Origin of the sequence: Streptomyces sp. NPDC058092, from assembly GCF_042884935.1 — a bacterium.
Taxonomy (GTDB): Bacteria; Actinomycetota; Actinomycetes; order Streptomycetales; family Streptomycetaceae; genus Streptomyces.
In genome coordinates this window covers 119,736-132,643 of sequence record NZ_JBHVSY010000024.1, presented here as the reverse complement: position 1 = coordinate 132,643, position 12,908 = coordinate 119,736, and the positions used below count along the sequence as shown (strand labels likewise).

The 12,908-nt window shown below is 69.5% G+C and carries 12 protein-coding genes; all 12 read right to left on the bottom strand.

The window, feature by feature from the left end; genetic code table 11:
- Nucleotides 1-225: 225 nt before the first annotated feature.
- The 12 genes from ACFVV1_RS31700 to murF all read right to left on the bottom strand — a co-directional run bounded on the left by ACFVV1_RS31700 (nt 226) and on the right by murF (nt 12,904).
- The gene (locus ACFVV1_RS31700; protein ID WP_389996339.1) at nt 226-1,374 is read right to left on the bottom strand and encodes a DivIVA domain-containing protein; all 1,149 of its coding nucleotides are present in this window, start codon (nt 1,372-1,374) and stop codon (nt 226-228) included.
- A gap of 49 nt (nt 1,375-1,423) precedes the next feature.
- The gene (locus ACFVV1_RS31695) at nt 1,424-1,708 is read right to left on the bottom strand and encodes a YggT family protein (RefSeq protein ID WP_384456290.1); all 285 of its coding nucleotides are present in this window, start codon (nt 1,706-1,708) and stop codon (nt 1,424-1,426) included.
- Nucleotides 1,709-1,778: 70 nt separating this feature from the next.
- The gene (locus ACFVV1_RS31690; protein WP_114244064.1) at nt 1,779-2,396 is read right to left on the bottom strand and encodes a cell division protein SepF; all 618 of its coding nucleotides are present in this window, start codon (nt 2,394-2,396) and stop codon (nt 1,779-1,781) included.
- A 126-nt stretch (nt 2,397-2,522) separates the two neighbouring features.
- On the bottom strand, nt 2,523-3,242 hold the full coding sequence (locus ACFVV1_RS31685) for a YggS family pyridoxal phosphate-dependent enzyme (protein ID WP_389996335.1): 720 nt from the start codon (nt 3,240-3,242) through the stop codon (nt 2,523-2,525).
- Nucleotides 3,243-3,248: 6 nt separating this feature from the next.
- Nucleotides 3,249-4,010, bottom strand: a complete 762-nt coding sequence (gene pgeF / locus ACFVV1_RS31680) for a peptidoglycan editing factor PgeF (protein ID WP_389996332.1) — start codon at nt 4,008-4,010, stop codon at nt 3,249-3,251.
- Nucleotides 4,007-5,221, bottom strand: coding sequence for a cell division protein FtsZ (gene ftsZ, locus ACFVV1_RS31675; RefSeq protein WP_389996329.1), 1,215 nt, complete (start codon nt 5,219-5,221; stop codon nt 4,007-4,009). The genes pgeF and ftsZ overlap by 4 nt, the downstream gene beginning before the upstream one ends.
- A gap of 277 nt (nt 5,222-5,498) precedes the next feature.
- Entirely contained in the window at nt 5,499-6,293 is a 795-nt protein-coding gene (locus ACFVV1_RS31670; RefSeq protein WP_389996326.1) for a cell division protein FtsQ/DivIB, read from the bottom strand.
- Nucleotides 6,294-6,343: 50 nt separating this feature from the next.
- Nucleotides 6,344-7,438 carry an undecaprenyldiphospho-muramoylpentapeptide beta-N-acetylglucosaminyltransferase gene (murG, locus tag ACFVV1_RS31665; RefSeq protein WP_389996323.1) on the bottom strand — a complete coding sequence of 365 codons (1,095 nt, stop codon included), beginning with the start codon at nt 7,436-7,438 and terminating at the stop codon, nt 6,344-6,346.
- Between the two features lie 6 nt (nt 7,439-7,444).
- Nucleotides 7,445-8,893 carry a putative lipid II flippase FtsW gene (gene ftsW / locus ACFVV1_RS31660; RefSeq protein ID WP_389996320.1) on the bottom strand — a complete coding sequence of 483 codons (1,449 nt, stop codon included), beginning with the start codon at nt 8,891-8,893 and terminating at the stop codon, nt 7,445-7,447.
- A gap of 113 nt (nt 8,894-9,006) precedes the next feature.
- Nucleotides 9,007-10,434: a UDP-N-acetylmuramoyl-L-alanine--D-glutamate ligase gene (murD, locus tag ACFVV1_RS31655; RefSeq protein ID WP_389996358.1), complete on the bottom strand. Its 1,428-nt coding sequence runs from the start codon at nt 10,432-10,434 to the stop codon at nt 9,007-9,009.
- Entirely contained in the window at nt 10,431-11,501 is a 1,071-nt protein-coding gene (mraY, locus tag ACFVV1_RS31650) for a phospho-N-acetylmuramoyl-pentapeptide-transferase (RefSeq protein ID WP_266745659.1), read from the bottom strand. Before mraY ends, murD begins: the two co-directional genes overlap by 4 nt.
- Nucleotides 11,498-12,904: a UDP-N-acetylmuramoyl-tripeptide--D-alanyl-D-alanine ligase gene (gene murF / locus ACFVV1_RS31645; RefSeq protein ID WP_389996317.1), complete on the bottom strand. Its 1,407-nt coding sequence runs from the start codon at nt 12,902-12,904 to the stop codon at nt 11,498-11,500. Before murF ends, mraY begins: the two co-directional genes overlap by 4 nt.
- Nucleotides 12,905-12,908: the final 4 nt, after the last annotated feature.

Genomic DNA, 12,908 nt, shown 5'->3' with positions numbered 1-12,908 from the left:
CCGCTGCGGCTTTCCCGCGCCTTCCGGTTCGCGTCCGCCCCGGGCGCGGCGCCCCCCCCCCCCCCGGTTACGGGAAGGGGCGGGCAGCGGAAACAGTCCCGCCGCAGGCGCGCCCCCACGCCCACACCCACCTCCCGCCCACGGCAAAAGGGCCGGGCCCCGGGGAAACCCCGGGGCCCGGCCCTCAGCCTGCCGACGGCTACGCGCTCAGCGCGCGCAACCCGCTCAGTTGTCGTCCTCGTCGATCAGGAACCCACGCATCGGCGACGGCGCCTGCTGCATCGGCTGCGGCGCCTGCGGCCGCACCGGTGCCATCGGCTGAGTCATCGCCGGCGACATCTGCTGCTGACCGCCGTAGGAGGGCCCACCGCCCATGGACGGGTTGCCGCCCATCTGCGGGCCGCCGTGACCACTGTGGTTGCCGCCCATGTTGTGACCCATGGCACCCGCACCGGCCGGAGCCAGCGAGGGCGACGGCGGCAGCGAAGCGGCCGCCGGAGTCCGCGGCGGGGCCAGCGAGTCGTCGGCCTGGGTCTCCAGCTGACGCAGCTGGCTCTCCAGGTACGACTTCAGCCGGGTCCGGTACTCGCGCTCGAAGCCACGCAGGTCCTCGACCTTGCGCTCCAGCGTCGCGCGGGCCGACTCCAGCGAGCCCATCGCCACGCGGTGCTTCTCCTGCGCGTCCCGCTCCAGCGCGTCCGCCTTGGCACGCGCGTCGCGCTCCAGGCCCTCGGCACGGCTGCGCGCCTCGCCGACGATCTTGTTGGCCTCGGAACGGGCCTCCGCGATCGCCTGGTCGGCGGTCTGCTGCGCGAGCGAGAGGACACGGGCGGCGCTGTCGCCGCCGGGGCCCTGAGCGGGCTGCTGCATCTGCGGCGGCTGCTGCATCTGCTGCATCTGCTGCTGCGGGGCGTGACCGCCCATCGGGCCACCCATCGGGCCACCCATGGGACCGCCCTGCATCGGACCGGGGCCGTGCGGGCCCTGCGGACCGGGGCCGTGCTGACCCTGGGGACCGGGACCATGACCATGACCGCTGGGACCGGCGGGCAGCTGCGGAGCACCACCGGGCAGCTGGGGCGGACCCATCTGCGGGGGCTGCTGCTGGACCGGCGGACCCGATATGGCGGCGGGCACCGGCGCCCCGGGCCGGTCCTGCGGCTCCGGCTTGCGCATCCCCTGCTGCTGGTTCTGCGCGGCGGCACGCGTGGCGGCGGCCAGCTTGGCGCGCAGGTCCTCGTTCTCACGGAGCAGGCGGGTCAGTTCGGACTCGACCTCGTCGAGGAAGGCATCGACCTCGTCCTCGTCATAGCCTTCTCGGAGGCGGACGGTCGTGAACTGCTTGTTCCGCACGTCCTCGGGGGTCAGCGGCATCTCTTCTTCACCTCTACGTAGTCGTCGGCAGTCGGCAAGACCGTATCGCTCACAGCCTGATCACGATGCTGATCAGGATGTAGACGATGATCATCAGAACGAAGAAGGACAGGTCGAGTGCCACGCCCCCGAGACGCAGCGGCGGGATGAACCGCCGCAGAAGCTTGAGCGGTGGATCCGTGACAGTGTAGGTGGCCTCAAGTATGACCACCATCGGCTTGCCGGGCTGCCATGAACGTGCGAACTGGAAGACGTAGTCCATGACCAGCCGGAAGATCAGCACGATGAGGAAACACATCAGCGCGATATAGACAACTTGCAGTACGACGCCCATTGCGCGCTTCCCTCTCCCCTGGCTCTCGTAGCTCCGGCCTTACGGCCGGGTTGTTCCCGGTGTCGTGTTCTCAGCTCTGGTTGAAGAATCCGCCCTCAGCGATGCGGGCCTTGTCCTCCGCCGTGACATCGACGTTAGCAGGCGACAACAGGAACACCTTCTGCGTCACGCGCTCAATGCTGCCATGGAGACCGAAGACGAGTCCTGCGGCAAAGTCGACAAGTCGCTTCGCGTCCGTATCGTCCATCTCCGTGAGATTCATGATCACCGGAGTGCCCTCACGGAAGTGTTCCCCGATGGTACGGGCCTCGTTGTAGGTCCTGGGGTGCAGCGTGGTGATGCGGTAGGGCTCCCGCTCGGACACAACCTTGGGCATGATCACCGGCGCGTTCTTCTCCATGTTCGGACGTTCAGGTGTGATGGATGCCACGGGGGCGATTCGGGCGGGTCGCTCCCTTTCCGCCGGGATCTGAACCGGTTCCCGCTGCGCGGGAGGCTGCACCACTCGTACCGGTTCGTCCCGTTCCCGATCCCGCTCCACCTGATGCGCGGGCTGGTGCCGCCGCCGGTCGCGCTCGGGCTCCGGCTCGGGTTCGAATTCGTCGTCGGGGTCGAACCCCGGACCGTCGTACCCATCGTCCTCCACGAGGCCGAGGTAGACCGCCATCTTGCGCATCGCGCCGGCCATGCTCTGAGTCCTCCGCTCTGTGGTGGATCGGCATCTGTCACCAAGTGCCCCGCGATCCACTGAGGCCTGCCCGCCATAGGCGGGAATGACCATATTTTCTGCTGTGGTCCGACCTGCTTGGCGACGTTACCCGAGCCTCGGTCGGACTCCGAGTACCGCCGTACCGACGCGCACATGTGTCGCTCCGGCCGCAACCGCGTCCTCGAGGTCCGCGCTCATCCCTGCGGAGACCATGTTCGCAGCCGGATGGTTCCCGCGCAGGCGGGATGAGAATTCCATCAGCCGGTCGAAGGCGGCGCGTTGCCGTCCCGCGTACGGTCCGGCGAGCGGCGCGACGGTCATCAGACCGCCGAGCCGCAGTCCGGGCGCGGCTTCGACCGCCGCGGCCAACTCCTCGATCCCGTCCGGCGCGACGCCGCCCCGGTCGCCCCGCTCACCGCTCTCCGCGTCGAGTGCGACCTGGATGAGACAGCCGAGTTCACGCCCTTCGCGCACGGCCGCCGCCGAGAGAGCCGTGACCAATTTGGTCCGATCCACCGACTGTACGACATTGGCGTAACTCGCCACAGAACGAACCTTATTGGTCTGCAATTGACCGACAAAGTGCCAGGTGAGCGACAGATCCGCACATTCGGCTGCTTTGGGTGCCGCGTCCTGGTCACGATTCTCTGCGACATGACGCACACCGAGTTCATGCAGAATCCGCACATCGCTCGCGGGATAGGTCTTGGTGACCACGATGAGGGTCACTTCTTCCCGCTTGCGGCCGGCGGCGATACAGGCGGAAGCAATGCGTTCTTCCACCCGAGCCAGATTTTCGGCGAGTTGAGTCTTACGGTCCGTCATGCCCTATCAGTCCAACCAGACATATCCGGCGAGCCGCCCGGTGATGCGGTCGCGGCGGTACGAGAAGTGGTCGCCCGATTCGAGAGTGCAGACCGGCGATGCGTGCCGGTCCTCGACCCCGAGGGCTTCGAGTTGCGCGTGGACCCCCGCGGTGACATCCACGGCCGGGGTGCCCCAGCTGGTCTCGGACCAGGAGGCCGGGACGCTCTCGGCGACCTCGGCGCGCATCCGGGACGGGACCTCGTAGCACCGTCCGCAGACCGCCGGTCCGGTGCGGGCGACGATCCTGGAGGGTTCGGCGCCCAGTCCGGCCATGGCCTCGACCGTGGCCGGAACGACTCCGGCGACGAGACCGGGACGGCCCGCGTGCGCGGCCGCCGCGACCCCGGCGACCGGGTCGGCGAGCAGTACGGGGGTGCAATCGGCGGTGAGCACGGCGAGCGGGAGTCCGCGCCGTACGGTCACCACCGCGTCCACCGCGGGGATTTCCGAAGCGTCTCCCCACGGGCCGTCGACGATCGCGACGTCCCGCCCGTGCACCTGGTTCATCCAGACGACCTGCGCCGGGTCGAGACCGAGGGCCCGGGCGGCCCGCTCCCGATTGGCCAGAACGGCGGCGGGGTCGTCTCCGACCGCGCCGCCGAGGTTGAGCTCCTCGTACGGAGCGGCGCTCACCCCGCCCCACCTGTCGGTGAAGGCGAAGTGCGCGCCGCGGCCCTCCGAGGTTACTGAGGACACTGCGGGAACTGCGTGATGCGGACCTATCACTTCAAGAAGTCCGGAACATCCAGCTCTTCGGCCTGGGAGTCCTGGTAGGGACGGGCCGGCGGGATGTGCGGCGGAGTGACCGGCGGCAGGTGGCTCTCGCCGACCGCCGGTACGGGCTCGGCCTGGACCGGGGGCTCGTCGCGCGGGATCACGGAGCCCAGTCCGCCGGTCTGGCGCACGGGCTCGGCGGTCCGGACCGGCGGAGCCGGCTCCTCGCGCTTGGCGGAGTTCGCGCCCAAAACGTTCTCGCGCCGGGCCGGCGGCTGTCCGCCGTCGAAGCCCGCGGCGATCACGGTGACGCGCACTTCGTCGCCCAGTGCGTCGTCGATGACCGCACCGAAGATGATGTTCGCCTCGGGGTGTGCCGCCTCGCTCACCAGCTGGGCGGCCTCGTTGATCTCGAAGAGACCGAGGTCGCTGCCGCCGGAGATGGAGAGCAGGACACCGCGGGCGCCGTCGATGGACGCCTCCAGGAGCGGCGAGGAGATCGCCATCTCCGCGGCGGCCACGGCGCGGTCGTCGCCGCGGGCCGAGCCGATGCCCATGAGTGCCGACCCGGCCTCGGACATGACCGACTTGACGTCGGCGAAGTCGAGGTTGATCAGGCCCGGGGTCGTGATGAGGTCGGTGATGCCCTGGACACCCGAGAGCAGCACCTGGTCGGCCGACTTGAACGCGTCGAGCACGCTGACCTGGCGGTCCGAGATGGACAGCAGTCGGTCGTTGGGAATGACGATGAGGGTGTCGACCTCTTCGCGGAGCTCGGCGATGCCGTCCTCCGCCTGGTTCGCGCGTCGTCGGCCCTCGAAGGTGAACGGGCGGGTGACCACGCCGATCGTGAGGGCGCCGAGCGAGCGCGCGATGTTGGCGACGACGGGTGCGCCGCCGGTGCCGGTGCCGCCGCCCTCTCCGGCGGTGACGAAGACCATGTCGGCCCCCTTGAGGACCTCCTCGATCTCCTCACGGTGGTCCTCTGCCGCCTTGCGTCCGACGGCCGGGTTGGCCCCGGCGCCGAGGCCGCGGGTGAGTTCGCGGCCGACGTCGAGCTTGACGTCGGCGTCGCTCATCAACAGGGCTTGCGCATCAGTGTTGATCGCGATGAACTCGACGCCCTTGAGACCGACCTCGATCATTCGGTTGATGGCATTGACACCACCGCCGCCGACACCGATGACCTTGATGACTGCGAGGTAGTTCTGCGGTGCTGCCACGTCGAAGGCCTCTCGCCTCGAGTTACGTGTCGTCGCTGTGCGGGGGTCCCGCCGCGACGACGGATGCCGATTGGGACGGTCCGAAACGCCGACCCAAACCCTAACGTTGAAGTTTAGGGTTACCAGTGTGTCTGCTTCATGGACTCTTCCGAACAGGACACTAAGTCGACAAGTGGCGCACGTTCAACGAACACGCCGAACCTCCCGTTTTTCTTTTCACCCTATGTGATCACCCGTAGCGCTGACCAACCAGGGTGCTGGCCAGGCCAAATGTGCGTCAACTACCCGACACGGCAGGGGCGGTGGGTGCACTCACGTCGAAGTGTCCCGCTTTGGGAGCGGTTTTCATGAGAGCGGTGAGGACTCTCGCCTTCACCGGTCCGTCCTCGCTGCTACCCCAGATCACCGTGCGACCGCGGGTGAGTTCCAGGGAGATCGAGTCGTACGAGGCGACCCGTACGACCTTGGTGTCCTTGGCGACACCCTCCGGAAGTCCGCCCGCGACCCGGACCGCTTCCCGCACCAGCCGGGCACTGCCGAAGCGGCGCAGGCTTGCTGACTGATCGGGAGTCAATTCAAGCAGAGGTACATGCCCGGGCGATTTGTCCACCGTTGCGAAACGCACTCCTTTCGCGTCCACTTCAGTAAATTTTGTGCCCTTTTTCACCAACAGGACCGGCTGCCGTTCGGTCACCTCGAGTCCGATTCCGTGCGGCCATGACCGTACGACATCCACCGAGTCGATACGGGGCAGCTTCCGGCGCAACCGGTCGGCGATGACATCGGTGTCCACGGAGATCAGGGGAGCGCCGATCGGTACGGCCGCGACGGCCTCCACCTCGGCCGGTGTCAGCACGTCGAGGCCGGTGATCCTGACCTGTTCGGCCCGGAGCCAGGAGGAGCCGTAGAGCGCCCACGCGGCGCCGGAGCCGAGCAGGAGCACCAGCACGCCGATGACGATCAGCTGTCTGCGGCTGGGCCGCCTGCGCCCTTCGGGGCGCGGCCGCGGCGGGCGGGCCGGGGAGTCCTCCTGCTGCGCTGCACCGCGCTGGGCGGTCGTCGGTCCGGCCACGCTCGCTCCTTATGCCGGGTCCGGGGGCGCCGCCCCCGGACCCGTCCGCCTCACGCGCCTCGGCGTGCGGCAATCGCCTCGTACACCATGCCGACGAGCAGGTCGTCGGCGTCCCTGCGGCCGAACTCGGCGGCGGCGCGGGACATCTCGTACAGCCGGTGCGGATCCGCGAGCACCGGCAGGACGTTGCCCTGCACCCACTCGGGGGTGAGCGCCGCATCGTCCACCAGCAGACCGCCGCCGGCATTGACCACCGGCTGGGCGTTGAGCCGCTGTTCGCCGTTGCCGATGGGCAGCGGTACGTAGGCGGCCGGGAGCCCGACGGCAGAGAGTTCGGCGACGGTCATCGCACCCGCGCGGCAGAGCATCATGTCGGCCGCCGCGTAAGCGAGGTCCATCCGGTCCACGTACGGTACCGGGATGTAGGGCGGCATACCGGGCATGTTGTCGATACGCGGCAATTCGTTCTTCGGGCCGACGACGTGCAGGATCTGGATCCCGGAGCGCTGCAGCAGCGGGGCGACCCGCTGGACCACCTCGTTGAGGTGACGGGCGCCCTGCGAACCACCGGAGACCAGCAGCGTCGGCAGGTTGGGGTCGAGACCGAAGGCCGCACGCGCCTCGGGACGGACCCGGGCCCGGTCCAGGGTGGCGATGGTCCGGCGCAGCGGGATGCCGATGTAGCGGGCACCGCGCAGCTTGCTGTCGGGGGTGGAGACGGCGACCCCGTGGGCGTACCGGGAACCGATCTTGTTGGCCAGGCCCGGCCGGGCGTTGGCCTCATGGACGACGATCGGCACGCCGGCCCGCTTGGCGGCGAGGTAGCCGGGCAGGGCGACGTAGCCGCCGAAGCCGACGACGCAGTCCGCCCTGGTGCGCTCCAGGACCTGCTCGGCGGCCTTGATGGTGCCGCGCAGCCGCCCCGGGACGGTGATCAGTTCCGGGGTGGGCTTGCGCGGCAGCGGCACGGCCGGGATCAGGGCGAGCTCGTACCCCCGCTCGGGTACGAGCCTGGTCTCGAGTCCGCGCTCCGTGCCGAGGGCAGTGATTCCCACGGTCGGGTCCTGCCTGCGCAGGGCGTCCGCGAGGGCAAGCGCGGGCTCGATGTGGCCGGCGGTCCCCCCACCGGCGAGTACGACATGCACCGAAATTCACCGCTCTCCGGACGGACGCTTCTTGACGCGCCGTCTCATCGTCTTCCATCTCACCCCGGGCCTCCGCATGGCCAGGGCCGCCTTCGCGGCGGGATCCTCTCGCGCGAACGCGATCAGCAGCCCGACAGCGAACATGGTCGGCAGCAGGGCCGATCCTCCGTAGGAGAACAGCGGGAGCGGGACCCCGGCGATCGGCAGCAGGCCGAGCACCGCACCGATGTTGATCACGGCCTGCGCCATGATCCAGGTGGTCACACCTCCCGCGGCGTACCTCACGAAGGGGTCCTCCGTGCGTCCGGCCACGCGGATACCCGCATAGCCTAGAGCCGCGAAGAGGGCGAGTACCGACAGCGTCCCCGCCAATCCCAGTTCCTCCCCGGTGATGGCGAAGATGAAGTCGGTGTGCGGTTCAGGTAGTTGACCCCATTTTTCCACACTCGCACCGAGCCCGGAACCGAACCACCCACCGGACGCCAGAGCATAGATTCCGTGCACGGCCTGCCAGCAGGAATCCCCGGGTCCGGGTTCGCTGGCGCCGATGCAGGCGAGCCTGGACATCCGGTTCGGACTGGTCTTGATCAGCACGAAGGCGATCACTCCGGCGAAGCCGAGCACCCCGGCGAAGAGCCGGGTCGGCGCCCCGGCCAGCCAGAGCAGTCCGAACAGGATCGCCGTGAGAATGATCGCAGTGCCCATGTCACCGCCGAGCATGATCAGCCCGAGGAGCATGAAGGCGACCGGGACGAGCGGGACGAGCATGTGCTTCCACTGCGTCAGCAGCCGTTTGTCCTGTTTGCGGGCGAGCAGGTCCGCGCCCCACAGGACCAGGGCGAGCTTGCCGAACTCACTGGGCTGGAGCTGGAAGGGGCCGCCCAGGTAGAGCCAGTTCCGGTTGCCGTGGATCGACATCCCTATCCCCGGCACCTGGACCAGCACCATCAGGAAGACGGCTCCCATGAGGAGCGGGTAGGCGAACGCCCGGTGCAGTTTGGCGGGCATCCGGGCGGCGAGCGCCATCAGTCCGGCGCCGATGACGGCGGCGAGGAACTGCTTACGGAAGAAGTAGGTGCCGGGTTTGTCCAGCTCCAGGGCTTTGATCATCGAGGCGGAGTAGACCATCACCAGGCCGAGCACGGTGATCAGCAGACCGGCGCCCAGGATCACGTAGTACGCGGTCAGAGGGCGGTCCCAGGCCCGGCGTGCCTGCTCGTACATCCGCCGCGCGCCGCCGCCGCGAGGGGCGCGGGGGGTGCCGGTGGAACGCCCCTTGGGCCGGGGCACCGAGGGGCGCCGGGAGCCGGTGACCGACCGGACCCGCAGGGCGGGGCCGAGCGGCGCCGGGACGGCCGCGCCGGCGAGGAGCGGCGCGGCGAGCGCCCGGCTGATCACCGCGGTGGCCCGTGAGCGGTTCCCACGGGGTGCGGCGGAGCTCTCTTCGGCCGGCATTGTCGCTGTCCCCTCCACTGCTCGTGCCCGGGGCCGCCGCCACGGGCCGCGGCCCGTGGCGTGGCCGCCCGCACCCGGTCGTCCGGGACGGTACGGTGCGGAGGCCGGGCCCGTCAGGCGCTCTCGGCGGCGAGTGCGCGGACCGCGTCCGCGAACGCCTCGCCCCGCTTGTTGTAATTGACGAACATGTCCATCGAGGCGCAGGCCGGGGCCATCAGTACGGTGTCTCCCGGCCGGGCGAGCCGTGCCGCCTCGCGGACCGCCTCGGACATCGCCCCAGTGTCGGTCCGGTCGAGGTCGACCACCGGGACGTCGGGGGCGTGTCGCGCGAGGGCTTCGCGGATCAGGGCCCGGTCCCGGCCGATCAGTACGACGCCCCGCAGCCGCCCCGCGGCCCCGGTCACCAGCTCGTCGAACGTGGCGCCCTTGGCGAGGCCGCCGGCGATCCAGACGATCGAATCGTAGGCCGCGAGGGAGGCCTCGGCGGCGTGGGTGTTGGTGGCCTTGGAGTCGTCGATGTACGCGACCCGGGCGATGTCCTCGATGTGCTCGATGCGGTGCGGGTCGGGGCGGAAGGCCCGCAGTCCGTCCCGTACGGCCGCGGGCTCGACACCGAAGGCGCGGGCCAGTGCCGCGGCCGCCAGGGCATTGGCGATGTTGTGCGGGGCCGGCGGGTTGACGTCGGTGACCTCGGCGAGCTCCTGGGCCTGCTTCTGCCGGTTCGTCACGAAGGCGCGGTCGACGAGGATGCCGTCGACGACGCCCAGCTGGGACGGGCCCGGTGTGCCCAGGGTGAAGCCGATGGCGCGGCAGCCCTCCTCGACGTCGGCCGCGCGGACCAGGTCCTCGGTCGCCTTCTCGGCCGCGTTGTAGACGCAGGCGACGCGGTTGCCCTCGTAGATCCGGCCCTTGTCCGCGACGTACGCCTCCATGGAACCGTGCCAGTCGAGGTGGTCGGGGGCCAGATTGAGGACGACCGCGGAGTGGGCGCGCAGCGAGGGCGCCCAGTGCAGCTGGTAGCTGGACAGCTCGACGGCGAGTACGTCGTACTCCTCGTCACCGAGGACGGCGTCGAGGAGGGAGACGCCGATGTTGCCGACCGCGGCGGTGCGCAGCCCGGCCGCCTCCAGGATGGAGGCGAGCATCCGTACGGTCGTGGTCTTGCCGTTGGTGCCGGTGACCGCGAGCCAGGGCGCCGGTTCGCTGCCGCCGTGGCCGCGCAGCCGCCAGGCGAGTTCGACGTCGCCCCAGACCGGGACGCCCGCCTCGGCGGCTGCGGTGAAGAGCGGCTTGTCGGGCTGCCAGCCCGGGGTGGTGACGATGAGCTCGGTGGACTCGGGCAGGGTCGCCCCGTCGCCGAGGCGCACGGTGATGCCCTGCGCCTCCAGCTCCGCGGCCTGCGTACGGGAACGCTCGTCGTCCCCGTCGTCGACCACCGTGACGACGGCGCCGAGGCCGTGCAGCACCGTGGCCGCCGGGATTCCGGAGACTCCGAGTCCCGCGACGGTGACGTGCTTGCCCTGCCAGTCCTGGTTGCTCACTTCTCGGCTGCCCATCCCGCGTAGAAGAGACCGAGTCCAACGATCACGCACATGCCCTGGATGATCCAGAAGCGGACCACGACAAGGACTTCGGACCACCCCTTGAGTTCGAAGTGGTGCTGGAGCGGCGCCATCCGGAAGACCCGCTTACCGGTCATCTTGAAGGAGCCGACCTGGATGACCACGGACATGGTGATCATCACGAAGAGGCCGCCGAGGACGGCCATCAGGAACTCCGTACGGGAGCAGATGGCCAGACCCGCGAGGGCGCCGCCGAGAGCGAGCGAGCCGGTGTCACCCATGAAGATCTTGGCGGGCGAGGTGTTCCACCACAGGAAGCCGAAGCAGGCGCCCATCAGCGCGGAGGCGACGACCGCCAGGTCGAGTGGATCTCGTACCTCGAAACAGGCGTTGGGGTTGGTCAGGGTCGTCGCGTTGGCGCAGGACTCCTGGAACTGCCACAGCCCGATGAAGGTGTACGCGCCGAAGACCATCACCGACGCGCCGGTGGCCAGGCCGTCCAGACCGTCCGTCAGGTTCACGCCGTTGGACATGGCGAGGATCATGAACAGCGCCCAGACGACGAACAGCACCGGGCCGATCGACCAGCCGAAGTCCGCGACGAACGACAGCTTGGTGGAGGCCGGGGTGTTGCCGCGGGCGTCGGCGAACTGGAGCGAGAGCACCGCGAAGGCGATGCCGACGATCAGCTGGCCCGCCATCTTCGCCTTGGCCCGCAGACCCAGCGAGCGCTGCTTGACGATCTTGATGTAGTCGTCGAGGAAGCCGACGAGCCCCATGCCGGTCATCAGGAAGAGCACCAGCACACCGGAGAAGCGCATCTCCTCGCCGGTGATCACCTTCGCCAGGACGTACGCGATGATCGTCGCCAGGATGAAGGCAATACCGCCCATGGTGGGCGTGCCCTTCTTGGACCCGTGGGTGCGCGGGCCGTCGTCCCGGATGAACTGCCCGTATCCCTTGCGGGCCAGCAGCTTGATCAGCAGCGGAGTTCCGACCAGGGTCAGGAAGAGCCCGATGGCCCCCGCGAAGAGGATCTGCCTCATCGGCCGGCGACCTCGCCCTCGGACGCGTTCTCCAGCAGTGCCATGGCGACCTGCTCCAGGCCGACCGACCGGGACGCCTTCACCAGCACGACGTCTCCCGGGCGCAGTTCACTGCGCAACAGGTCGACGGCAGCCTGCGCGTCGGACACGTGCACCGACTCCTCACCCCACGAACCCTCGTTGTATGCGCCCAGTTGCAGCCAGGAGGCCTCTCTGCCCCCGACCGCGACGAGCTTGCTGACGTTGAGCCGGACAGCTAGCCGTCCGACCGCGTCGTGCTCGGCGAGCGAGGCGTCGCCGAGCTCGGCCATGGGGCCGAGCACCGCCCACGTACGCCGGCCCCTCCCCATGGCGGCCAGCGCGCGCAGCGCTGCCTTCATGGATTCGGGGTTCGCGTTGTAGGCGTCATTGACGAACGTCACGCCGTCCGGACGCTCGGTGACCTCCATGCGCCAGCGGGAGAGGGTGCCCGCCTCGGAGAGCCCTTCGGCAATCTCGTCTGCGGACAGGCCCAACTCATGGGCGACGGCGGCCGCGGCGAGCGCGTTCGACACGTGGTGCTCACCGTACAGGCGCATGGTCACGTCGCTGCACCCGGTGGGTGTGTGGAGCTTGAAAGCGGGACGTCCGTCGTCGGTGAGACGGACGTTCTCTCCCCGTACGTCCGCATCCGCGGCTTCGCCGAAGAGCAGCACCCGGGCTTTCGTACGGGAGGTCATGGCGCGCACGAGCGGGTCGTCGGCGTTGAGCACGGCGAGGCCGTCCTCCGGCAGCGACTCGACCAGCTCGCCCTTGGCCCTGGCGATTTGCTCGCGGCCGCCGAACTCGCCGATGTGGGCGGTGCCGACGTTGAGGACGAGGCCGATCCGGGGCGGGACGAGGCCGGTGAGGTAACAGATGTCGCCGACGTAGCGTGCGCCCATTTCGAGGACGAGGTGCTGGGTGTCCTCGGTGGCGCGCAGGGCGGTGAGCGGCAGGCCGATCTCGTTGTTGAGGTTGCCCGCCGGGTAGACCGTGGGGCCCTTGCGTTCGAGGAGCTGGGCGATGAGGTCCTTGGTGGAGGTCTTGCCCGCGGAGCCGGTGAGGGCGACGACGGTGGTGCCGAGGCGGCCGACGACGGCGCGGGCGAGCGCGCCGAGGGCGGCCACGACGTCATCGACGACGATCGCGGGAACACCGACGGGGCGGGCGGCCAGCACGGCTGCCGCGCCCGCCTCGACGGCGCGCTGCGCGTAGTCGTGGCCGTCGACCCGCTCCCCGGCGAAGGCGACAAACAGGCTGCCTTGCTTCACCTCTCGGGAGTCGATGACGACGGGACCGCTGACGGTTGCTGCCGGATCGGGTATGTCGTACGACTGCCCGCCGACGATTTCGGCGATCTCGGCGAGGGAAAGGGCGATCACTTGG